The sequence below is a fragment of the Aureimonas altamirensis genome (genome assembly GCF_001463885.1).
GTDB lineage: Bacteria > Pseudomonadota > Alphaproteobacteria > Rhizobiales > Rhizobiaceae > Aureimonas > Aureimonas altamirensis.
In genome coordinates this window covers 113,031-135,736 of sequence record NZ_BBWQ01000015.1, presented here as the reverse complement: position 1 = coordinate 135,736, position 22,706 = coordinate 113,031, and the positions used below count along the sequence as shown (strand labels likewise).

General features: G+C 65.8%; 20 protein-coding genes and 1 pseudogene. 11 read left to right on the top strand and 10 right to left on the bottom strand.

Annotated elements, in window-relative coordinates:
* The first annotated feature begins 12 nt into the window (after nucleotides 1–12).
* Nucleotides 13–513 carry a DUF2231 domain-containing protein gene (locus AUL31_RS11990; protein WP_060606571.1) on the top strand — a complete coding sequence of 167 codons (501 nt, stop codon included), beginning with the start codon at nucleotides 13–15 and terminating at the stop codon, nucleotides 511–513.
* Here the strand turns inward: AUL31_RS11990 and AUL31_RS11985 are convergent.
* Both AUL31_RS11985 and AUL31_RS11980 read right to left on the bottom strand, forming a co-directional pair.
* Nucleotides 477–998 carry a CopD family protein gene (locus tag AUL31_RS11985; protein WP_060606567.1) on the bottom strand — a complete coding sequence of 174 codons (522 nt, stop codon included), beginning with the start codon at nucleotides 996–998 and terminating at the stop codon, nucleotides 477–479. The genes AUL31_RS11990 and AUL31_RS11985 overlap by 37 nt on opposite strands.
* Entirely contained in the window at nucleotides 995–1,747 is a 753-nt protein-coding gene (locus AUL31_RS11980; RefSeq protein WP_060606565.1) for a cytochrome c oxidase assembly protein, read from the bottom strand. Before AUL31_RS11980 ends, AUL31_RS11985 begins: the two co-directional genes overlap by 4 nt.
* Before the next feature lie 253 nt (nucleotides 1,748–2,000).
* Here AUL31_RS11980 and exbB point away from each other — a divergent pair, with 253 nt between their 5' ends.
* Genes exbB through AUL31_RS11965 form a run of 3 tightly spaced genes read left to right on the top strand, consistent with a single transcriptional unit; the run spans nucleotide 2,001 to nucleotide 4,455 of the window.
* Complete coding sequence (gene exbB, locus AUL31_RS11975; RefSeq protein WP_060606562.1) at nucleotides 2,001–3,065, top strand: tonB-system energizer ExbB; 1,065 nt, start codon at nucleotides 2,001–2,003, stop codon at nucleotides 3,063–3,065.
* A gap of 5 nt (nucleotides 3,066–3,070) precedes the next feature.
* Complete coding sequence (gene exbD, locus AUL31_RS11970; protein ID WP_060606559.1) at nucleotides 3,071–3,526, top strand: TonB system transport protein ExbD; 456 nt, start codon at nucleotides 3,071–3,073, stop codon at nucleotides 3,524–3,526.
* Complete coding sequence (locus tag AUL31_RS11965) at nucleotides 3,523–4,455, top strand: energy transducer TonB family protein (protein WP_060606556.1); 933 nt, start codon at nucleotides 3,523–3,525, stop codon at nucleotides 4,453–4,455. The genes exbD and AUL31_RS11965 overlap by 4 nt, the downstream gene beginning before the upstream one ends.
* 59 nt (nucleotides 4,456–4,514) lie before the next feature.
* On the opposite strand, the gene AUL31_RS11960 is transcribed toward AUL31_RS11965, so the two are convergent.
* The 3 genes from AUL31_RS11960 to AUL31_RS11950 all read right to left on the bottom strand — a co-directional run bounded on the left by AUL31_RS11960 (nucleotide 4,515) and on the right by AUL31_RS11950 (nucleotide 7,458).
* The gene (locus AUL31_RS11960; protein ID WP_060606551.1) at nucleotides 4,515–5,453 is read right to left on the bottom strand and encodes a ring-cleaving dioxygenase; all 939 of its coding nucleotides are present in this window, start codon (nucleotides 5,451–5,453) and stop codon (nucleotides 4,515–4,517) included.
* Between the two features lie 118 nt (nucleotides 5,454–5,571).
* A complete protein-coding gene (locus tag AUL31_RS11955; RefSeq protein ID WP_060606548.1) occupies nucleotides 5,572–6,339 on the bottom strand; it encodes an enoyl-CoA hydratase in 768 nt (255 codons plus the stop codon).
* 21 nt (nucleotides 6,340–6,360) lie between these two features.
* Complete coding sequence (locus AUL31_RS11950) at nucleotides 6,361–7,458, bottom strand: enoyl-CoA hydratase/isomerase family protein (RefSeq protein WP_060606544.1); 1,098 nt, start codon at nucleotides 7,456–7,458, stop codon at nucleotides 6,361–6,363.
* Between the two features lie 241 nt (nucleotides 7,459–7,699).
* Here AUL31_RS11950 and AUL31_RS11945 point away from each other — a divergent pair, with 241 nt between their 5' ends.
* The 3 genes from AUL31_RS11945 to AUL31_RS11935 all read left to right on the top strand — a co-directional run bounded on the left by AUL31_RS11945 (nucleotide 7,700) and on the right by AUL31_RS11935 (nucleotide 10,598).
* Nucleotides 7,700–8,932: a lytic murein transglycosylase gene (locus tag AUL31_RS11945; RefSeq protein ID WP_060606541.1), complete on the top strand. Its 1,233-nt coding sequence runs from the start codon at nucleotides 7,700–7,702 to the stop codon at nucleotides 8,930–8,932.
* 3 nt (nucleotides 8,933–8,935) lie between these two features.
* A complete protein-coding gene (locus AUL31_RS11940) occupies nucleotides 8,936–10,120 on the top strand; it encodes an SGNH/GDSL hydrolase family protein (protein ID WP_060606538.1) in 1,185 nt (394 codons plus the stop codon).
* 103 nt (nucleotides 10,121–10,223) lie between these two features.
* Entirely contained in the window at nucleotides 10,224–10,598 is a 375-nt protein-coding gene (locus AUL31_RS11935) for a YgiW/YdeI family stress tolerance OB fold protein (protein ID WP_060606881.1), read from the top strand.
* Nucleotides 10,599–10,634: 36 nt separating this feature from the next.
* On the opposite strand, the gene AUL31_RS11930 is transcribed toward AUL31_RS11935, so the two are convergent.
* On the bottom strand, nucleotides 10,635–12,089 hold the full coding sequence (locus AUL31_RS11930; RefSeq protein ID WP_060606534.1) for a glutamate synthase subunit beta: 1,455 nt from the start codon (nucleotides 12,087–12,089) through the stop codon (nucleotides 10,635–10,637).
* A gap of 41 nt (nucleotides 12,090–12,130) precedes the next feature.
* A pseudogene (gltB, locus tag AUL31_RS11925) lies at nucleotides 12,131–16,768 on the bottom strand (glutamate synthase large subunit); the annotation flags it as partial.
* Between the two features lie 273 nt (nucleotides 16,769–17,041).
* Between gltB and AUL31_RS11920 the strand changes: the two are divergent.
* Nucleotides 17,042–18,085: a threonine aldolase family protein gene (locus tag AUL31_RS11920; RefSeq protein WP_060606528.1), complete on the top strand. Its 1,044-nt coding sequence runs from the start codon at nucleotides 17,042–17,044 to the stop codon at nucleotides 18,083–18,085.
* Between the two features lie 68 nt (nucleotides 18,086–18,153).
* On the top strand, nucleotides 18,154–18,426 hold the full coding sequence (locus tag AUL31_RS11915) for an Rmf/CrpP family protein (protein WP_060606526.1): 273 nt from the start codon (nucleotides 18,154–18,156) through the stop codon (nucleotides 18,424–18,426).
* Between the two features lie 70 nt (nucleotides 18,427–18,496).
* On the opposite strand, the gene AUL31_RS11910 is transcribed toward AUL31_RS11915, so the two are convergent.
* Nucleotides 18,497–18,961, bottom strand: a complete 465-nt coding sequence (locus AUL31_RS11910) for an Hsp20 family protein (RefSeq protein WP_060606522.1) — start codon at nucleotides 18,959–18,961, stop codon at nucleotides 18,497–18,499.
* Between the two features lie 394 nt (nucleotides 18,962–19,355).
* Between AUL31_RS11910 and AUL31_RS11905 the strand changes: the two genes are divergently transcribed.
* Nucleotides 19,356–20,342, top strand: a complete 987-nt coding sequence (locus tag AUL31_RS11905) for an alpha/beta fold hydrolase (protein ID WP_060606519.1) — start codon at nucleotides 19,356–19,358, stop codon at nucleotides 20,340–20,342.
* 4 nt (nucleotides 20,343–20,346) lie between these two features.
* Here the strand turns inward: AUL31_RS11905 and hisN are convergent, their stop codons facing one another.
* Nucleotides 20,347–21,120 (bottom strand): histidinol-phosphatase, encoded by a 774-nt coding sequence (hisN, locus tag AUL31_RS11900; RefSeq protein ID WP_060606877.1) that lies wholly within the window; start codon nucleotides 21,118–21,120, stop codon nucleotides 20,347–20,349.
* Between the two features lie 180 nt (nucleotides 21,121–21,300).
* Nucleotides 21,301–22,212, bottom strand: a complete 912-nt coding sequence (locus AUL31_RS11895) for an N-formylglutamate amidohydrolase (protein ID WP_060606516.1) — start codon at nucleotides 22,210–22,212, stop codon at nucleotides 21,301–21,303.
* Nucleotides 22,213–22,319: 107 nt separating this feature from the next.
* On the opposite strand from AUL31_RS11895, the gene cpdR reads away from it, so the two are divergent.
* Nucleotides 22,320–22,685, top strand: a complete 366-nt coding sequence (gene cpdR, locus AUL31_RS11890; protein WP_039189534.1) for a cell cycle two-component system response regulator CpdR — start codon at nucleotides 22,320–22,322, stop codon at nucleotides 22,683–22,685.
* Nucleotides 22,686–22,706: the final 21 nt, after the last annotated feature.

The following is a 22,706-nucleotide window of genomic DNA, read 5'->3' as shown; positions in this document are numbered from 1 at the left end:
AGGAGCCCGCGCATGTCCGACGAAACCAAAGCCGAAAACCCGGTCATTGCGGATATCAAGAAGTACGATCTGCAATCGGCCATCGCGGTGGCGGGCCACCCTCTGCATGCGATGAGCGTTCATTTCCCCATTGCCCTGGTGATCGGCACGCTGGTCCTCGATCTTCTCTACTGGTTCTTCGCCGACCCGTTCTTTCTGCGGGCCGGCACATGGGCGGCCGGAGCCGCCTTCCTGACGGGCGTCGGCGCGGGCATCGTCGGAACGGCGGAGCTGATCCTGGTGAAGGGCATCCGCATCCGCGCGGCAAGCTGGTCGCATGCCGTGGCGGCCATGACGCTGCTGTCCATCGCCGGCACCAATTGGGGCCTGCGCCTCGTCAACCCGGATGCGGTCCTGCCGCTGGGCCTTTTCCTGTCGGTGGTCGGCGCGGCGGTCACGGGCGTTGCCGGATGGTACGGAGGCAAGCTGATCTTCGATCATGGCGTCGGCATCCTCATATCCGACGACCACTGATCGAGGCCCAGCAGCTCGGCGAGGCCGCCCGGCCGCATCAGCCATTCCGGCAGCGACAGGGCGGCCAGCGAGGGTTTCCACAACACGACCGTTAGAATGCACGTCACGATCAGCACGCCGATGACGACGATGGCGATCATCTTCCAGGCCGGCAGGTGGTTGCCCTCCTTGAAGATTTCGATGACCGCGGTGCCGACGCGGATGTGCAGCTTGGCCAGCATGCCCACCAGCACCAGCTTGATGGCGAACCACGCGGTGAACGTCTCCATGGCGAAGATGAGTGCCGTGCCGGTGCCGATGGCGATGAAGGCGGCCGGCGAGACGATGGACACGAAGACGAAGCGGGTCACCTTCTGCACGCGGAACAGAGACTCCCCCGTTGCGCCGATTTCGCGCCGCGCCAGCATGAAGGGCGCCGCCATCAGCCCGGAACACCAGATCGACAAAGCGATGATATGCGCGACCTTAAGCCATACCACCGTCACGGGCGGGCATCCGCTTCGTCGCGGCCAAGCACGCGGGCAACGATGATTAGCGCCGCCAAAAGGTAGGGCAAGGCGCCCGGCGCCCACATGATAAGCCCCGCCAGTTGCTGATCGGCCAGGGCCGTCATGCCGAAAGCCTCCGGCGGCAGAAAATGCGCGGCATAGAGGGGGCGCGGCGCAAAGGTGATCAGAGCGCCGAGAAGCCCCATCTGCATCATCGCCGCCAGCATCATCAGGCCGGCCTCGATGCCGGCATTGCGCGGCTCCAGCACGGCGGCCCAGAACAGGAATGCGCTGGCGATCAGGCTGAGTTGCATGAGCCAGTAAAGGCCGTCATCGGCCAGGGCCGCGGCATAGGGCATCGGCGCATGCCAGAACCACAGAAGCAGCGCATGCATCAGCAGCCAGAAGCCCGGATGCGACAGGCGCATGCGGCCACGCAGCGGATTGGCCAGCGCAAACAGCGGCGCGGCAACGGCCACCAGCAGAACGTGATGGGCCACCCGCGCCGAAAAAAGAGCGGCGCTGAGCGCACAGAGCGGCGATACGAAAGCCACCACCAGCACCACCCAGCCGGCAGCGAACAAAGGCACGGAGCCGGGATGGCCGCTGTACCGCCGCAGCCACAGGAACAGAACCGGCAACGCGGCCAGGCTTGCCAGCAGGGCCGGGTCCAGCGCCCAACGCGTCATAAGCTCGGCCGGAACGGGCGGTGTGCCGCAGAACGGTATCGAAATCGTCGTCTCCATACGGGCGGGTCCCTCGGTGCTGCTTTTGCGTCTCCCGCAGGGGCAACTAGAGCGGCAGCACCGTCCGTCGCCATGCAAGGCTGGAACAATTCGATAAAAAATCGGTGGGGTTCTAGCGGTTAGATGGCTTTTAGGCGCTATTTGAACGTGAGGATTAGTTGACTTTTCCATTCATGATTTCATAACACCGGCAACGAGGTTACCGGGGCTCTTGCGGCCCGACCACTCCAGACCCATCGAAGGATGCGGGATCATGATCGAACGAATCCGCGCAGGCGCTCTCGCCCTGTCCCTCACCCTGGCCGCAGGCACGGCATTCGCCCAGCAGGACGGCACTCCGACGCCTCCCGCCGCGCCGCAGGCTCCGGCATCCGTCGAGACTGCACCCGCCCAGCCGGCGCAGCCCGTGCAGCCCGTGCAGCAGGCACAACCCGTACAGCAGGCGCCGGCACCAGCCGCCACGGCGCCGCAGGCAGGCGAGGCACCCGTGGCCGCCGAGCCCGCCACCCCCGGCGAGACGCCGTCGGCCGCCACCCCTGCAACGACGGTTTCCCCAGCCCCCGCTGCTGCGGCGACGCCGCTGGAGCCGGTGGCAGAGCAGAATCCCGCGCTGCCGCACGATTTGTCGCCCTGGGGCATGTTCATGGCGGCCGACTGGGTGGTGAAGGGCGTGATGATCGGCCTGGCCTTCGCCTCTCTCGTCACCTGGACCATCTGGCTGGCCAAGGCGCTGGAGCTGCGTCTGGCCACGCGCCGCGCCCGACGCTGCGTACGCCAGATCGAGGCCGCACCCGAACTTGCCAGCCTGGAGGCCGGCCGCTCGGGCGCGCTGCGGCGCGGCCCGGTTGCCGCCATCCTGCAGACGGCGCAGGACGAGCTTGCCCGCTCCGGCGGCCTGCCCGCCGACGGCGTCAAGGAGCGCGTTGCCATCGCCGTCTCGCGGATCGAGGCCCGTGCCGGGCGCTCCATGACCAAGGGTACGGGCGTCCTCGCCACGATCGGCGCGACGGCCCCGTTCGTCGGCCTGTTCGGCACGGTCTGGGGTATCATGAACTCGTTCATCGGCATCAGCCAGGCCAACACCACCAACCTGGCGGTCGTCGCGCCGGGTATCGCCGAGGCGCTTCTGGCAACGGCCATCGGCCTTGTGGCCGCCATCCCGGCCGTCATCATCTATAACAGCTTCGCGCGGTCCACCGCGGGCTACCGCGCGCTTCTGGCCGACGGGTCGGCAGCGGTCATGCAGCATCTGTCGCGCGGGCTGGACCGGCGCGACGCCGCTGTGACGCCCAGCCGGTTCCACGCGGCGGCGGAGTAAGCTGGATGGGCGTGAACCTGAAGGAATCGGGCGGCGACGACATCGGCGAGATGGCCGAGATCAACGTGACGCCTTTCATCGACGTCATGCTGGTGCTTCTGATCATCTTCATGGTGGCCGCACCCTTGTCCACGGTCGACGTGCCCGTCGACCTGCCGGTATCGAATGCCCGTCCGGCGGACAGGCCGGATGAGCCGGTCTACCTGACCGTGCAGGACGATCTTCGGCTCGTTCTGGGCGAAGCGGAACTGGAGCGGACCGATCTGCAGGCCCGGCTGGACGCACGCACGGAAGGCAACCGCGAGCAGCGCATCTTCCTGCGCGCGGACGGCGCCGTGGCCTATGGCGACCTCATGGAAGTGATGAACGCGCTGCGCGCCGCGGGCTATCTGAAAATCGCCCTTGTGGGGCTGGAAGATACAAACGCTGCAGCCGGCGCTGGAGAGCCCGCCCCGCAATGACCGGCAAAGGCCCTTACGCACGTTCGCTCGAAAGCCATGGGCGCCTGTCGGCGCTGCGCTGGGGCGTCGCCGGCGCCGTCGTGCTTGTGCTCCATTCCTCTGCTGCATGGTACGGCCTTGTCCGGACGCCGGCGGCAGCGCCGCCGCCCGGTGCCCCGGAAGCCGCGGTGCTGATCGATCTTGCGCCGCCGGCGGCCTCGCAGGCATCGGCGGCCGTCGAAGGCGATGTCGAGGAACAGCCGAACGAAGCCGAACCCCTGCCCGAGCCACCGGAACCGACGCCCCCCGAGCCGGTGGAAGAGCCGCAGCCCGAGCCGGAACCGGTTCCCGAACCAGAGCCTGAACCAGAGCCGGAGCCGGAACCCGAGCCTGAGCCGGAACCGGAACCCGAGCCAGAACCGGAGCCGGAAGTCGTTCCGCCTGAATTGCCGGAAATGGAAACCCAGTCGGACGCGATCCTGAACGCGCCACGGCCGACGGCCCGCCCGACGCCGCCACCTCCGGTGCGGCAGGCACAGCGAGAGCGTCCGCGCCAGGAAACCCGCCGCGAGACCCGGCGCGAGCAGCCGCAACGTCAGCAGCGGCGGCCGGCTGCCTCGGAGGCGTCTGCCGCCTCGCAGGGGCAGCGGAACCGCGAAGCCAGCCAGGGCTCACGCGCCTCGTCGGTGTCGCCGGCACGGTGGCAATCGCAGGTCCAGGCACGTCTGAACCGCTTCAAGCGGACACCGCCGGGCGGCGGCCGTGGCACGGTTGCCATTGCCTTCAGCATGGATGGCGGTGGCCGGTTGACGGGTGCCCGGGTGTCCCGCTCGGCGGGCAACCCGGTGCTGGATCAGGCTGCATTGCAACTGGTGCGCCGCGCCAGCCCCTTCCCGGCGCCGCCGGGCGGCAATCCGGTATCCCTGACCGTGCCCATTCGCTTCGACTGACGGCAAAACGTCCGCCGCCGTTTCCGGCGGCGGGCGTACGCTTGTAACGCCTTAACGGTTCAAAGCGGCTTCAGGCCGGCTTCGATCTCGGCCCGGCGTCCTTCCAGGAAGGGCGGCAGCGACAGGCTTTCGCCGAGCGTTTCCATGGGCTCGTCCGTTGCAAAGCCTGGCCCGTCCGTCGCGATCTCGAACAGGATGCCGTTCGGCTCGCGGAAGTAGAGGCTCTTGAAGTAGAACCTGTCCACCGGCCCGCTTTGCGGCAGGCGCAGATGCGCCAGACGCTGCGTCCATGCATCGTAATCCCCGTCCGGAATGCGGAAGGCAACGTGATGCACGCTGCCGGCTCCCGGCCGTGCCGCGGAGAGGTTCGGTTCCACGGCGACGTGCAGTTCCGCTGCCGGGCCGCCGTCGCCCATCTCGAACACAAGCGTCTGCGCGCCGTCGATGCCCTCGTATTCGCGCACCTTGCGCATGCCGAGAACCTCCTTGACCACCAGCTCCGTCCGGCTTGCATCCGGAACGCTCATGGTGATGGGGCCAAGGCCGCGGATCTGGAACTCGGCCGGCACCGTGGACGCATCCCACGGCGTGGACGAGCCTGCTCCGCCATCGTCGACAAGCGACAGCCTCTGGCCCTCGGGGTCTTCGAAGTCGATCGTCGACCGGCCGTCGCGCAGGACGATGCCGCCATTGGCGACGCCCTCCTCGGCAAAACGGGCGACCCAGTATTCGAGCGCCTTCTGCCCTGCGACGCGCAGCCCGGTGCGGTTGATGGAGTGGGTGCCGCGCCGCTCCCGCTCGACCGGCCAGTCGAAGAAAGTGATGTCGGTTCCGGGGTTTGCCTCGCCGTCCGCATAAAACAGATGATAGGCGCTGACATCGTCCTGGTTGACCGTCTTCTTCACCAGCCGCAGACCGAGAACCCGCGTGAAGAAATCGTGGTTGCCGCTGGCATCGGCCGTAACGGCGGTCAGATGATGAATTCCGGTAAGTTGCATAAGTCTGCCCTCCGATTCTGGCGGCCAATACCGCGCTGTCTTCGTTGGATGGCATATGGCCCCGGCGGCGGGCCCTTCACATTGTTCACCTTTTCAACACACTGTTCAACGGAGCTGATCAATCGCGACGGAAACGGGGTTCGCGCTTCTCGATATAGGCGGCCATTCCCTCTTTCTGGTCCTCCAGCGCGAACATCGCGTGGAAAAGGCGGCGCTCGAAACGCATCCCTTCCGAAAGCGATACCTCGTCGGCGCGGTGCACCGTCTCCTTCAGCATCATGGTCACCAAGCGCGACCGCTCGGCGATTTCGGCAGCCATGGCGATGGCCTCCGCCTCGAGGTCGGCAGCGGGAAAGACGCGGGCCACCAGGCCGCTGCGTTCGGCCTCGGCAGCGTCCATCATGCGTCCGGTAAGGCACAGCTCCATCGCCTTGCTGCGGCCGACAAGCCGCGTCAGCCGCTGCGTGCCGCCCATGCCGGGCATGACCCCCAAGCGGATTTCCGGCTGGCCGAAGCGGGCCTTGTCGCCGGCAAGGATGATGTCGCACATCATCGCCAGTTCGCAGCCACCGCCCAGCGCATAGCCGTTGACCGCCGCTATGGTGGGAATGCGTATCGCGGTGAAGCGGTCCCAGGTTGCAAACCAGTTTTCGCGGATCATGTCGCGAAACTCGGCCGGCTGCATTTCCTTGATGTCGGCGCCGGCGGCAAAGGCCTTGTCCGAGCCGGTGACGACGATGCAGCCGATATCCGGATCGCGGTCGAAGCCTTCGGCGGCTTCGGCGATCTCTTCGGCGACCGCGCGGTTCAACGCGTTCAACGCCTGCGGCCTGTCGAGGCGGATGATGGCCACGCGGCCCTGTGTCTCTGTCCTGATGGTGGCCATCTTGAATCTTTCCGTCTGCAGTCAGTGGGCCCCGCGCAGGGCCGCGGGCAACTGGGCCGGGCCGAGGTCGGGTAAAAAGTCCGGGTCCGCGACGCCGGGTACGGGGTCGAGGCCATCGGCTTCAAGCGCATTGTCCAGCCCGTTGGAGGCCCATTTCGGGTTGCGGTCCTTGTCGATCACCGCGGCGCGAACGCCCTCGAGATAGTCGGGGCTGGCCAGGCAGCGGCACGCGGCATGGAATTCGTTGACCAGGCATTCCGCAAGGTCGCCCGCCTGCCGGGCCCGGCGCAACAGCTCCATCGTCGCCAGCAGGCTGCGCGGCGAGCGCCTGTGTAGTGTGTCCAGCGTCCGCGACGCGAAATTCGTGCTGCGATTGCCGAGCGCCTCGATAATGTCCGGAACGGCATCGTGCCGGAACGCGCGCGAGATTGCGGCCTCATGCTCGGCGAACAGGCCGGGCTCCGGCCGGGTGGCGAAGCGCCCGATGGCTTCGTGCAGGCCATCCTCGCCATGGACGAGCGCCTGCCGCAGGGCGGGCAGGCTTTCGGCCGGCACATGCACATCGGCAAGCCCGGCATGGATCACGTCCGCCGCGCCGAACGTATCGCCCGTCAGGGCCAGGTAGCGTCCCGTTTCGCCGGAAGAGCGCGCCAGAAGAAAGGTGGAGCCGACATCCGGCACGAAGCCGATGCCGACTTCGGGCATGGCGAAGCGCGTCGCATCGGTGACGATGCGGTGCCGGACATGGATGCCAAGCCCCGCGCCGCCGCCCATGACAATGGCATCCATCAGCGCCACGACCGGCTTTGCCGACCGCGCCAGGGCCAGCACCAGCGCATATTCGCGCCGCCAGAATTCTTCCGCCTGCCCATCGCCGGAGCGCGCGCTGGCCGCGACGAAACGGATGTCGCCGCCCGCGCAGAACGCGCGCCCGCCGGCACCCTCCAGCAGCACCAGCTCCACCTCGATGTCGGTTTCGAAGGTGGCGAGCGCCCGCAGCGCCGCATCGACCATCTCGATGTTGAGCGCGTTCAGCGCGGCCGGGCGATTGAGCCTGATAATGCCGGCCCGCCCCTCGACAAAAGCGATAACGGGCGCTTGGTCGTCTTTTCCGGTCATCGACACTCCTCCCCTGTTTCGATCTCCGGACGGCAGGATTAGAGCCGGATGACTACGCTTTTTCAACAGTGGGGAGGGAGCGCCCTGGCCGGGCGTCGCGATTTTGCCGCATAAGCCCCACAGAAAAGTTACCCGTGGTCAGAGAATGTGCGACTGAATTCATCTGTGGTAAAGGAAACCTTTACGACCTCGCCCTACCCTGGAGCCTCGCTGACGATCTGATCCCGACCGGAGGAGACCTATGCTGGGAATCGCACCATCGAGAAGAGGCTTCATCAAGACCGCGCTCTTGTCCATGACGCTGCTGGCCGGCACCGGCGTGCCAGCCCTTGCGGACGCCGGGTTTCAACGCTGGATCGCCAACTTCGAGAAGACGGCCACTTCCAACGGCATCAGCCGGCAAACCTATCGCGCCGTGTTCGCCGGCGTGACCGAACCCGACCATGACGTGATCCGCTCGGCGCGCTTCCAGCCCGAGTTCCGCGACAATGCGTGGGACTACATGGATAATCGCGTCAACGAGGAGACGGTCGCCGACGGCCGTCGCCTGGCGCAGCAGCACAAGCGCCTTCTGGACGTGATCGAGCAGCGCTTCGGTGTCAGCCGCTACATCGTCCTGGCCATCTGGTCGATGGAATCCAGCTACGGCAAGGCGCTGGAAAAGCCCGGCTCGCTGAAGCACGTGCCGCAGGCGCTGGCCACTCTTGCCTATCTGGACGAGCGGCGGGCCGGCTTTGCCCGCCAGCAATTGATCGGCGCGCTGAAGATCGTGCAGGCGGGGCATGTGTCCCCGAAGGGGCTTACGGGCTCTTGGGCCGGGGCGATGGGGCATACCCAGTTCATCCCCACCAGTTACCTTGCCTACGCCGTCGACATGGATGGCGACGGGCACCCCAATATCTGGACATCGGTACCCGACGCGCTCGGCACCGCAGCCAACCTTCTGTCGAAGAACGGCTGGCGCACCGGGCGCACCTGGGGATACGAGGTGGCGGCCCCGCGCGGCACGAACCTTGCGGGGCTTGAGCGCGCCAACAAGACGCTGGCGCAATGGCAGCAGCTTGGCTTCCGCCGCGTCAACGGGCAGCCCTTTGCTGCACCGTCCGATAACGCCAACCTGCTCATGCCGGGCGGGCCCAATGGCCCGATCTTCCTGATGACGCGCAATTTCTTCGTCATCAAGCGCTACAACAATGCCGACCGCTACGCCCTCGCGGTGGGCCATCTGGCCGATCGCATCGCCGGCGGCGGCGAGTTCGCCCAGAGCTGGCCGCGCGGCTATACGCCGCTCAGCGTCGCCGAGCGGTACGAGTTGCAGCAGCGCCTGTCGCAGCACGGCTTCTACGATGGCGTGATCGACGGCAAGATCGGCTCCGGATCGCGCGGCGCCATCAGCGCCTATCAGCGCCAGCGCGGCGTGGCGGAAGACGGCAACGCGTCACGCGCGCTGCTGGACCTGTTGCGGAGGCACTGAGGCATGCGGCGCGCCAAGCCGGCCGGGCTGAAGACCGGGCTGTCCATGGCGCTCGCCGCTGCCGTTCTCGTGACCGGCGTGGGGTTGCCCGCGCCGGCCGCCGCGCAAGAGCAACGCCCCCGCAACATACTGGAAATGCTGTTCGGCACGCCGCGGCAGGCAGAGCCTCCCCGGACGATCCGGCGCCAGCAGGCCCCACGAAAGCAGACGCGCCAGCGGCGGCCGGCCCAGCCCTCGCGCAGCCAGGCCAGCCGCCCGGTTGCGCCGGCGCCGGTTGCGGTGGCCAAGGCCGAGGATGCGCGCCGTATCCTCGTGGTCGGGGATTTCATGGCCGCCTCGCTGGCACGCGGTCTGGCCGACACCTTTGCCGACGATCCGAACGCCCTGGTGATCGGCAAGGCCAATGGCTCGTCCGGCTTGGTGCGTGACGACTTCTACGACTGGAACGAGCAGCTTCCCAAGCTGATCGAGGGTGAGAAACCCCAGCTTATCGTCCTTATGCTGGGCGGCAACGACAGGCAGGCGATAAGAAGGCCGGAAGGCTCCATCCCCGTCCGCACGCAGGCGTGGACCGACGAATACGAAAAGCGCGCCGCAGCGCTGGCCGAGCTCGTCGCCGGGGAAGACATCCCCTTCATCTGGATCGGCCAACCCTCGTATCAGTCCGACAGGATGGCCGAGGACATGGTCTACCTGAACGGCATCTACCAGAAAGCCGCAACCGCGGCCGGCGGCGAGTTCGTCGATGTCTGGGGCGGGTTCACCGATGCCGGCGGCTCGTATATCTCGTCCGGGCCGGACGTGGAAGGGCAGCAACGCCGGCTGCGCAATTCCGACGGCATCACCATGACACCGGCCGGCGCGGCAAAGCTGGCCTTCTTCGTGGAAAAGCCGGTTCAGCGCATTCTCGGCCTGGCCGACCCGGCATTGGCGCCCACCGCCGGCGATACGCCCGGCCTTCTCGAAGCAGCACCGAAGGTGGACCCGGCCAACGCCACGCGCGTTGCGCCCGTATCCTTCGGCGACCCGGCCTTCGACGGCGCCGACGGCCTGCTGGCCGCACCGGCCCAGCAGCCGGGCCCCAGCGAAACGCCCTCCCCGCGTGAGAGGCTGGTGCGTTCCGGGGTCGCGTCCGAGCCTGGCGCCGGCCGCGCCGACAGCTTTGCCTGGCCGCGCGACGGTGGTTAGGTAGCGGCTGCCGCGATGCGCGGATATCGAGCCGGCCCACAGAGGAACCGGGCTTTGTTGCCGCGCATTCGGGTTGAGACGATCCATTCGCAAGGAACCGATGATGCTACGACAGACTCTTACGCCCGCCGCGATCGCACTGATGCTGACGACGGGCGCAATGGCTCAGTTTACCGGCCCATCCGATGTCGCACAGGCACAAAGCCGCGAATATCCCCCGACCACGGTTCGAGAGATCAAAGCCGACCCGAAGGACGATTTGAAGGCAACCCTGGAGGGGCGTATCCTGCGCAAGGTTGCGGACGAGGAGTATCTGTTCAGCGACGACACCGACGAAATCCGCGTCGAGATCGACGATGACGACTTCCCGCGCCAGCCCGTGTCGGAAACGACGCGCGTCCGGCTGGAAGGCGAAGTCGACACCCACCGCTACAAGGAAGTCGATTTCGACGTCGACAGGATGACGATCCTACCGTAACGGGCAGCGGGGTGGCCACGGCCACCCCTTTTGCCGTCAGCGCGGCAGGGTCGTTGCGCCGGTCAGCGCAAGGTCGATCGCGCGTGCGGCCTGGCGCCCCTCGCGGATGGCCCACACGACAAGAGATTGCCCACGCCGCACGTCGCCCGCCGTGTAGAGCTTGTCGACGGAGGTGGTGTAGTCGCTGTCATTGGCCTTGACCGACACGTTGCCACGGCGGTCCGCCACGGTTTCGAGCCGATCTCCCATCTCGGCCAGCAAGCCCTTCGGGTCGGGGCCGGCAAAGCCGATGGCGATGAAGGCGAGGTCGGCGCGGATGACGAATTCCGTCCCCTCGACAGGACGCCGCTTCTCGTCAACCTGCGCACAGCGGACGCCGGTCAGCTGGCCGTCTTCGCCGACGAAATCCAGCGTCGCGATCTGGAATTCGCGCACCGCGCCTTCCGCCTGGCTGGACGAAACACGCATCTTGGTGGCCCAGTAGGGCCAGCTCGACAGCTTGTCTTCCTTTTGCGGCGGCATGGGCCGGATATCGAGCTGCGTCACCTTGACGGCGCCCTGCCGGAAGGCGGTGCCGACGCAGTCGGAAGCGGTGTCGCCGCCGCCCACCACCACGACATGCTTGCCGGCGGCCCATATTTCTGGCGCGTCCCACAAGTTGCTCGCGATGTTCTCACCGCCGACGCGGCGGTTCTGCTGCACCAGATAGGGCATGGCGTCGTAGATGCCGTTGAGCCCGTTGGAGGGGATGCCGGCCTCGCGCGGGCGCTCGGCGCCGCCGCAGTACAGGACGGCATCATAGGTGGCCAGAAGCTCTTCCAGCGGCTTGTCCTTGCCGATCCAGACGCCGCAATGGAAGGTGACGCCCTCGCCGCTCATCTGCTCGACACGACGGTCGATCCAGTGCTTCTCCATCTTGAAGTCGGGGATGCCGTAGCGCAGCAGGCCGCCCGGACGGGACTCGCGCTCGTAGACATCCACGGCATGGCCCGCACGGCCAAGCTGTTGCGCCGCCGCAAGCCCGGCCGGGCCGGACCCGATGACCGCAACGCGCTTGCCGGTCTGCGTCAAGGCCGGCTGAGGCTGGATCAACCCCAGTTTGTAGGCCTTGTCGGCCAGCGCCTGCTCGACCGTCTTGATGGCGACGGGCATGTCCTCAAGGTTGAGGGTGCAGGCCTCCTCGCACGGGGCCGGGCAGATGCGCCCGGTGAACTCCGGAAAATTGTTCGTGGAGTGCAGGTTGCGGATGGCCGTTTCCCAGTCACCCGAATAGACGAGATCGTTCCAGTCGGGGATTTGGTTGTGGATCGGGCAGCCGGTCGGCCCATGGCAGAACGGTATGCCGCAATCCATGCACCGCGCCGCCTGCTTGCCCACCTCCTCGTCGGACATGGGCAACGTAAACTCGCGGAAATGCCGGATGCGGTCCGACGCCGGCTGATACTTCGCCGTTTGCCGGTCGATCTCCAGAAAACCCGTAACCTTGCCCATGCCCTGCTCCGTCCAGTCTCAATCAGTTCAACAACGCCGGGTTATTCAGCCGCGACCGCCATGCGCATGCGCTCCATCTCCTGCAGCGCGCGGCGATATTCGACCGGCATGACCTTCACGAATTTCGGCCGGTGGCTTTCCCAGTTGGCCATCATCTCCTGGGCCCGCGACGAGCCGGTGTAGTGGAAATGATTGGAGATCAACTGGTACAGCCGCTCGTCGTCGTGGCCCGTCATGTCGGACGAGACGTTGACCCGCCCCTTGTGCTGCAGGTCGCCGCCATGGTGATGCAGCTTCTCGAGCAGGTCGTCCTCTTCGGGAACGGGCTCCAGGTCCACCATCGCCATGTTGCAGCGCTCGGCGAAATCACCGACCTCGTCGTAGACATAGGCGACGCCGCCGGACATGCCGGCCGCGAAGTTGCGCCCGGTCTGGCCGAGGATGACGACGACGCCGCCCGTCATGTACTCGCAGCCATGGTCGCCGACGCCTTCCACCACCGCGATGGCGCCGGAGTTGCGCACGGCGAAGCGCTCTCCGGCAACGCCGCGGAAGTAGCATTCGCCGGAAATCGCCCCGTAAAGCACCGTGTTGCCGATGATGATCGACTCTTCGGGCACGATGCGGGTGTTGGCGCGCGGCTTGACGATGATGCGCCCGCCGGAGAGCCCCTTGCCGACATAGTCGTTGCCGTCGCCGACCAGCTCGAAGGTCACGCCGCGCATCAGGAAGGCGCCGAAGCTCTGCCCGGCCGTGCCCGTCATCAGCACCTTGATCGTGTCGTCCGGCAGGCCCTTGAGGCCGTACTTCTTGGCCACCGCGCCCGACAGCATGGCCCCGGCCGAACGGTCGACGTTGGTGATGGGGGTTTCCACCACCACCGGCTGGCGCCGCGACAAAGCGGGCTCGGCCTCGGCGATCAGCTTGCGGTCGAGGATATCGGCGATCGGATGCTCCTGCCGGCGCGTCCACAGAAGCTCTTCACGCGGGGCGTCGGGCTTGAAGAAGACCTTGGAGAAGTCGAGTCCCTTGGCCTTCCAGTGGTCGATCATCGGCTTCTTGTCGAGCCGGTCCGATTGTCCGATCAGCTCCGAAACGGTGCGCACGCCCATCGCGGCCATGATCTCGCGCACTTCCTCGGCCACGTAGAAGAAGAAGTTGATGACATGCTCGGGCAGGCCCTTGAAGCGCTTGCGCAACACGGGGTCCTGCGTGGCGACGCCGACCGGACAGGTGTTCAGATGGCACTTGCGCATCATGATGCAGCCGGCGGCGATGAGCGGCCCGGTTGAAAAGCCGAACTCGTCGGCGCCCAGCAAGGCGCCGATGACGACGTCGCGGCCCGACCGCAGCCCGCCATCCACCTGCAGCGCAATGCGCGAACGCAGCCCGTTCAGCACCAGCGTCTGCTGGGTTTCGGCAAGGCCCATCTCCCAGGGGGAGCCGGCATGCTTGATCGAGGTCAGCGGGGAAGCGCCCGTGCCGCCATCGTAGCCCGATACGATGATGTGGTCGGCGCGCGCCTTGGCGACGCCCGCCGCAACGGTGCCGACGCCGACCTCGGACACGAGCTTGACCGATATGTCGGCTTCCGGATTGACGTTCTTGAGATCGTAGATCAGCTGGGCCAGATCCTCGATCGAATAGATGTCGTGGTGCGGCGGCGGCGAGATCAGGCCGACGCCCGGCGTGGAATGCCGCGTCTTGGCAATGGTCGCGTCCACCTTGTGGCCGGGCAACTGGCCGCCCTCGCCGGGCTTGGCGCCCTGCGCAACCTTGATCTGCAGCATGTCGGCATTGACGAGATAGTCGGTCGTCACGCCGAACCGGCCCGAGGCGATCTGCTTGATGGCCGAGCGCTCGGGGTTCATGCTGCCATCGGGCAGCGGCTGATAGCGATCCGGCTCTTCGCCGCCCTCGCCCGTGTTCGACTTGCCGCCGATACGGTTCATGGCGATGGCCAGCGTCGAATGCGCCTCGCGCGAGATGGAGCCGAAGCTCATCGCCCCGGTCGAAAAGCGCTTGACGATGTCCCTGGCCGGCTCGACCTCGTCCAGCGGCACCGGGTTGACGCCGGATTCTTCGGCCATGCGGATGCGGAACAGGCCGCGGATGGTGGAGTTGGCGACCGCACTCTGGTTCACCAGCGCGGCATATTCCTTGTACTTTTCCCAGCTTTCCAGCCGCACGGCATGCTGCAGCGTGGCAACCGCTTCCGGCGACCAGATATGTGCCTCGCCCCGCGTGCGGTAGGCATATTCGCCGCCCACTTCCAGCGAGCGCGCCAGCACCGGATCGGCCGAAAAGGCCAGCGCGTGGCGGACGGCCGTCTCGCGGGCGATCTCTTCCAGGCCGACGCCCTCGATGGTCGTGGCCGTGCCGGCGAAATAGCGATGCACGAACTCGGTCTTCAGGCCGATGGCATCGAAGATCTGCGCGCCGCAGTAGGACTGGTAGGTGGAGATGCCCATCTTGGACATCACCTTCAACATGCCCTTGCCGACCGACTTGATGAAGCGATTGACGATTTCCTTCTGGTCCACCTCGGGCGGGAAATCGCCGCGCGCATGCATGCCGAGCAGCGAGTCGAATGCCAGATACGGGTTGATCGCCTCTGCGCCGTAGCCGGCCAGGCAGGCGAAGTGATGCACTTCGCGCGGCTCGCCGGATTCGATCACCAGCCCGGCCGCGGTGCGCAGGCCCTTGCGGATGAGGTGGTGGTGCACGGCGGCGCAGGCCAGCAGCGCGGGAATGGGGATGCGGTCCGGGCCGACCTGCCGGTCGGACAGGATGATGATGTTGTAGCCGCCCACCACGGCCGCCTCGGCGCGCTCGCACAGGCGCTCCAGCGCGCCGGCCATGCCATCCGCGCCCTGGTCGGACGGGTAGGTCATGTCGAGCGTCTTGGTGTCGAACCGGTCTTCCGTATGGCCGATGTTGCGGATCTTCTCCAGATCGCCATTGGTCAGGATCGGCTGGCGCACCTCCAGCCGCTTGCGGCGCGACGTGCCCTCCAGATCGAAGATGTTGGGGCGCGGCCCGATGAAGGAGACGAGGCTCATCACCAGCTCTTCGCGGATCGGGTCGATCGGCGGGTTGGTGACCTGCGCGAAGTTCTGCTTGAAATAGGTATAGAGCAGCTTCGACTTCTCCGACATCGCCGAGATCGGCGTATCAGTGCCCATCGAGCCGATGGCCTCCTGACCGGTGGTCGCCATCGGCGCCATCAGGATGCGCGTGTCTTCCTGCGTGTAGCCGAACACCTGCTGGCGATCGAGCAGCGACACGTCGGAGCGCGAGGCGCGGGGCGCAACGGGCTTCTGGTCTTCCAGGATAAGCTGCGTCTGCTTCAGCCAGTCGCGATAGGGGTTGGCCGTGGCGATCTCGGACTTCACGTCCTCGTCCGACACGATCCGGCCCTTCTCCAGGTCGATCAGGAGCATGCGGCCGGGCTGCAGCCGCCACTTCTTGACGATGCGCTCTTCGGCAACTTCCAGTGTGCCGGCCTCGGATGCCAGGATGACGTAGTCATCGTCCGTGACGACGTAGCGCGCAGGGCGCAGGCCGTTACGGTCGAGCGTCGCGCCGATCTGCCGTCCATCGGTGAAGCACACGGCGGCCGGGCCGTCCCACGGCTCCATCAGCGCCGCGTGATACTCGTAGAAGGCCTTGCGTTCGGGCGACATCTGCTTGTTGCCGGCCCACGCCTCGGGAATGAGCATCATCATGGCATGGGCCAGCGAGTAGCCGCCCTGCGTCAGGAATTCGAGCGCGTTGTCGAAACAGGCGGTGTCGGACTGCCCCTCGTAGGAGATGGGCCACAACTTGGAGATATCGTTGCCGAACAGCTCCGAATCCACCGACGCCTGGCGCGCCGCCATCCAGTTGACGTTGCCGCGCAGCGTGTTGATCTCGCCATTGTGGGCAACCATCCGATAGGGATGCGCCAGCCGCCACGACGGGAAGGTGTTGGTGGAAAAACGCTGGTGCACCAGCGCGAGTGCGCTGGTGAAGCGCTCGTCGCGAAGGTCGGTGTAATAGGCGCCCACCTGGTAGGCCAGGAACATGCCCTTGTAGACGATGGTGCGCGAGGACAGCGACACGACATAGAAGTCGGTGTCGACGGCGTTCATCTCGTCATAGACGCGGTTGGACACGACCTTGCGGATGATGAAAAGCTTCCGCTCGAATTCGGCATCGCTGGCGCAGCTCGGCGAGCGGCGGATGAACACCTGCCGGTGCACCGGCTCGGTCGCGACGATCTCATCGGCCTTGGACAAAGATGAATTGTCCACCGGCACCTCGCGCCAGCCGATGACCTGCTGGCCCTCTTCGGCGGCGGCCTTCTCGAACACTTCCTTGAAATGCAGCCGGCGTGCCTCGTCCTGCGGCATGAAGACGAAGCCGACGCCGTAATGGCCGGGCTCGGGCAGGTCGACGCCCTGGGTCGCCATCTCGGCCTTGAAGAATTCGTGCGGAAGCTGAACGAGAATACCCGCACCGTCGCCGACCAGCGGGTCGGCACCCACCGCGCCGCGATGGGTGAGGTTTTCGAGGATCTTTAGACCCTTCTGGACCACATCGTGCGAGCGCTGGTTCTTCATGCTGGCAATGAAGCCGACGCCGCAGGCGTCGTGCTCGTTCGCCGGGTCGTAGAGGCCGGCTGCGCCGGGCAGGCCATAGCCTTCTCCGCGCGCCTTGCCGCTCAAGCTGGACGTCAATCTCTTCATGGCGTTCTCTCCCCTCGCCCGGCCGAGCGCCGCGCAAGCTTACATGACCGAGCGCCGCCAGATACGACAGCACCACTGACCTATCGCCCTTATTACAGGTTTCGATGCGGCTGACAATCTCTTACTTCAAACGGTTCAAAAATTAAAGATAAGTTCTAAAATAGCAATTAAATCGATTAGAGTACGCTTTACGCGGCGTATTGCGCGGAGTAATCACCACCCATGATATTTTCTTCCGACAATTGGTCCGGTGCACATCCGGCAATCTCCGCCTCTCTCGCGCGTCACGCGGAGGGTATGGCAGCCGCCTATGGCACCAGTACGCTCGATGCCGAGGTGGCCCGCCGCTTCGATGCGCTGTTCGAGCGCGAGGTCGCCGTTTTCTATGTCGGCACCGGTACGGCAGCCAACTCGCTGGCGCTATCGGCCTTCAATCGTCCGGGCGGCGTCGTGCTGTGCCACGGCGAAGCGCATATCATGGTCGACGAATGCGGCGCGCCCGAATTCTTCGCGCATGGCTCCCGGTTTGCGCCGGTTGCCGGCCCCGGCGGCATGATGGAGCCGGCTGCGCTCAGGCGAGCGCTGGCAGGCTTCGACCCTGCCTTCGTCCATGGCGGCAGGCCGGTTGCGGTATCGATCAGCCAGTCGGCGGAATCCGGTGCGCTCTATGCGCCCGCGACGGTGCAGGAAATCGCTTCCATCGCCCACGAGCACGGTCTGGCCGTTCATATGGATGGCGCGCGGTTTGCCAACGCCGTGGCGGCCCTCGGAATATCGCCGGCCGAAGCAAGCTGGAAGGCCGGCGTGGACGTGCTGTCTTTCGGCGGCACGAAGAATGGCTGCTGGTGCGCCGAGGCGATCGTGTTCTTCGACCGCGAGAAGGCAGCCGACTTCGCCTTCAACCACAAGCGCGCGGGGCAGTTGTTTTCCAAGTCGCGCTTCGTGTCCGCCCAGTTCGATGCCTATCTGGCCGACGGATTATGGCTGTCGTTGGCCGGCCATGCCAACGCCATGGCCGATGCCCTGCGCACGGGAATCGCGGCAGCAACCAATGCCCGTGCCGCCTGGCCGACTGCCGCAAACGAGGTGTTTGCGGTTCTGAAGCGCAGCGCCGCCGAGCGTGCGCGTGCGCAAGGCGCCCTGTTCTACGACTGGCATGTCGGCGGCGATACGCCCGTTGGCGAAGACGAGGTCCTGGTACGGCTGGTCGCGAGCTGGAGCACCACGCAAGAGGAAGTCGACAGCTTTATCCAGCTGGTCGGCTGACCCTTCGGAACCTCGCCCGGACATAATGGTTCTGCCTGATGGACACCATCTCATCAGGAGGTACTACAATGTCCAAGGATGCATTCGCCCAGGGCAAACTGGCCTTCGAGCACAATCTGCCCATGTCGTCCTGCGAGTTTCCGGTTGGATCCAGCCTGCGGGCAGACTGGATGTCCGGCTGGACGGAAGCCAGCAACCTTTCGCGCAAGACTGCGGCCAAGGCCGATCCCCATCCGGGAATGATGGGGGACGGAACCGAAGAGCAGAATTTGAACCAGAAGGGCAATCCCTCGGCCCGGATATCCGAGGGCGAGGTGCGTGACGCCTTCGGACGGCACTGACCCTTCCGCACCATAACAAAACGGCGGCCCATCGGGCCGCCGCTCCTGTATCTGAAGTCTCGTTTTCGCCTTAGGCGGCAGTCGCCTCAAGCGACTTCGCATTGGCGTTGCCGGCATTCGCGATCTCGATGCGACGGGGCTTCATCGCCTCGGGAATGACGCGTACGAGATCGATGTGGAGAAGCCCGTTCTTCAGCGTGGCACCCTTGACCTCGACATGCTCGGCAAGCTGGAAGCGGCGCTCGAAGGCACGCCCGGCAATGCCGCGATGGAGGAAGCGGTTCGCTTCACCTTCCGGCTCGCTCCGCTCGCCCTGAACGGTCAGCACATTCTCGCGCGACTCGATCGACAGCTCGCTGTCGTCGAAGCCTGCGACGGCCATCGTGATACGGTAGGCGTTGTCGCCCGTCCGCTCGATATTATAGGGCGGGTAGCTCTGGGAATTATCGACGCCGCCGGCATTGTCCAACATCTTGAACAGGCGGTCGAAGCCGACGGTAGAACGATACAGCGGTGCAAAATCGACGTTACGCATGGGTCTTGTCCTCTTGATCATAGAGCAACTTGCGTGATGGACGGATCGCGAGCCCCCGGATACGGCGGGCCCTTCCGGCCAGCGGCCCCATTCTGGCGACCGCATGATCGAGGTGGTTGCTGGCAAATCGCCTTTCAAGGGTTCGCGGCACGATTTTGCAATGAATGGCAGATGAACGCGCCCTTCCCATTCCGTTCAGGAGCATGGATGCAAAGTCGCCTCCGAAATGGAAATCCGGTCGCGGCGTCCCGTCCCTTCCGCCGCGGTCGTTCAGGCCGGAAACGTTCGTAGAGCGTTTCCGGCCTTTTTTCTGGAAACCCGGTCTTTCGTTATGGAAACGATGCGGAAACCAAATCCAGAGTAGTTCTTTACCCTGCCTTTCCAGCATAGATAGATGATGGACGATCGCCCGACATTCTTCGATACGCCCGGCAACCCGGCGCCCGACCGCCTCTCCGGCGGGTATGTCGCCACGCCGAACGGCCGTCGCCTGCGCTATGCCATTGCACGGCCGAAGGGGCCGTCTCGCGGAACCGTGCTGCTTCTGCCCGGCCGCAACGAATGCGCCGAGAAATATTTCGAGACGATGGGCGACCTGACCGCGCGCGCCTTCACCGTGCTGACGTTCGACTGGCGCGGACAAGGCGGCTCCGACCGCCTTCTGAAGAACCCGCAGAAGGGCCATGTCAGCCGGCTCGACCACTATTACGCCGATTTCGAAATCATCTTCCGCAATGTCGCGCTGCCCGACTGCCCGGGGCCCTACGTGATCCTTGCCCATTCGCTCGGCGCGCTGGTAGCGCTGCGCTACATGCCGCGCCTTGCCAACCGCATCGAGCGCATCGTCTGCTCGGCCCCCTTGATCGGGCTGCCGGCGCGCGGAAGCGCCATCGGCATGGTCGCGGCCGCCATGCGATGGACCGGCATGGGCCGGCTGTCCCTGCGCCGGCTGAAGCGCCTCGGCCCGGACTGGAACATCGCCACGAACCCGCTGACCAGCGACCCGGCCCGCTTCCAGCGCAATCGCGCCATGGTGGAGACGGCCCCGCATCTGAGCGTGAACGCGCTGACGGCAGGCTGGCTCCACGCCGCTTTCCGGGCAATGCGGCGGCTGGAGAATGCCGATTTCATCGCTGGGCTGCACGTTCCGACGCTGATCGTCACCGCCGGTGCCGACAGGGTGGTGGATACGGCCGCGGCGGAGCGTCTTGCCTGGCGCATGCGCTCCGGCCACCTTCTGTCGATCCCCCATGCGCGGCACGAGCTGCTCCAGGAGCGCGATGAGTTCCGCGCGCCCTTCCTGGCGGCCTTCGAAGGCTTCGTGGAAAGCTGCATGCCGATGCCCGACAGAAACGGCGTGCTGCCCGAACCCGCTGTCTGAGAGGTCAGCCGTTCAGCACGGCAAGCGCCGCGCTGTGCAGTTGCGGTGTCGCGGCCGCGATGACGTCGCCGCCATTCTCGGCCCGGCCGCCGTCGAAGGTGGTGACGATACCACCGGCCTGCTCAATGATGGGGATCAGGGCGACGATGTCGTAGGGCTGCAGGCCGGTCTCCACGCACAGGTCGATATGGCCGGCCGCCAGCATGGCGAAGGCATAGCAATCGAGCCCGTAGCGTGAAAGGCGGACCTTGTCTTCAAGCGCCCCGAACCGCTCTTTCATCCGGCTGTCGAACATGCGTGGATTGGTGGTGGTGAGCGTCGCGTTTTCCAGCGCGCCGACATCGCGCACATGCAGCGTCGCCTGGCCGGCGGGACCGTCCATGTAGGCGCCGTCGCCCACGGTCCAGAAGCGTTCGCCGATATAGGGCTGGCTCATGATGCCGGCCCGCGCCTTGCCGCCGACCGTCAACCCGACGAGCGTTCCCCAGACCGGCACGCCCGAAATAAAGGGGCGCGTGCCGTCGATGGGATCGATGACCCAAAGCGCGTCACCGTCGCCCTGCCGCCCGAACTCCTCCCCCAGGATGGCGTGGTCGGGAAATTCGGCTTCGATCAGCGCGGTGATCGCCCTTTCGGCCTGCCGGTCTGCCTCCGTCACCGGGTCGAACGCACCGGGCACCTTGTTGTCGACCGCCAGCTTCTGCCGGAAGCGCGGAAGCGTCTGGCCCGCCGCAGCGTCGGCGATACGGAACAGGAAGTCGGCGTCTGGCATGGTCATCATGATGGGCGGCCCCGAAGAGTGGTGAATGCTTCGCGCGTCAATAGTACGATTCTTGACAGATGTCGCATCGCATCATTATATTGCAACGCGACAAAGCGATTTGTCGGCGCCCTTTTCGGGCGTTTCCTCCCAAGACTTGGCCGCGCCACGCTTTCGCGTCGCGCGGTATTTTTTTGCCTATTCGGCTGCGGCCGGCCGCGACGCCTCGGCTGCGAGGTCGGCGGCGAAGGCTTCAACGAAACGGCGGAGATTGTCGTGCATGCGGGCGAAGCCGTTCGAGGGCACAAAGGCGGCCTCGTCGGCGTAAAGGCCCCGGCTGATCTCGATCTGGATGGCGTGGACGTTGTTGCGCGGCCTGCCGTAATGCTCGGTTATATAGCCGCCGGCATAGGGCTTGTTGCGCACGACGTCGTAGCCGAGGCTGCGCAGCTCTGTCATGGCCGCGGCAACGTAGCGCGCATCGGCGCTGGTGCCGAACCGGTCGCCGACAACCATGTCCGGCCGCCGGTTGCCGGGAAGCGGCCGCACCGAAGACGGCATGGAGTGACAATCCACCAGCACCGCCATGCCGAACCGCTGCACCGTCGCTTCCACGAGCTGCGCGAGCTGGCGATGGAAGGGAAAGTAAATGCGGTTTATGCGGCCGAGGCCCTCTGCGGCCGACAGGCGGCCATTATAGATTTCCTGGCGCTCTGCGACGATGCGCGGAATGGTGCCGAGCCCGCCCGCAACGCGTGGTGACACGGCGTTGACATGGGCCGGCAGCTCGCCGTCGAACATGGCCGGATCGAGCTCGTAGGGCTCGCGGTTGAGGTCCAGGTAGGCGCGCGGAAAGCGTGCCACCAGCAGCGGCGCGCCGATCTCGGGGACGAAGTCGAAGAGACGGTCGACGAACAGGTCTTCGGAGCGGCGGACGGCGTCGCCCTTCAACCGCGACAGGGCGATGAAGTCGGCGGGGTACGCCCTGCCGCTGTGCGGCGAGCAGAAGACCAGCGGCACGGTCTGGCGCGACGGCCCCAGAACCTCGAACGCCGGGCACGGCCCGGCCGAGGTTTCGAAGTAAGGCACGTCATTTCCCGCGATCGTCATACTCACCCACTGGCTTCGCACAGGCTACATCGTCTATCTAATGTCAGGTGCGGAGGCTATACAATCCGTCACCTGCCGGCCGATGGCCGGCCCAACGGGAAAAGGCAATGTCGAAGATTCTGCTGGCCGAAGACGACAACGACATGCGGCGTTTCCTCGCCAAGGCGCTGGAGAAGGCCGGGTACGAGGTAACGTCTTACGACAACGGCGCCAGCGCCTACGAGCGTCTGCGGGAAGAGCCGTTCTCCCTGCTACTGACCGACATCGTCATGCCGGAGATGGACGGGATCGAGCTGGCCCGCCGGGCCACGGAGCTGGATCCGGACCTGAAGGTGATGTTCATCACAGGCTTTGCAGCGGTGGCGTTGAACCCCGATTCCAAGGCTCCCAAGGACGCCAAGATCCTGTCCAAGCCGTTCCATCTTCGCGAGCTGGTTGAAGAGGTCGGCAAGCTGCTGCAGGACGCCGCATGATTTTTTATCCGGGGCCGAAAA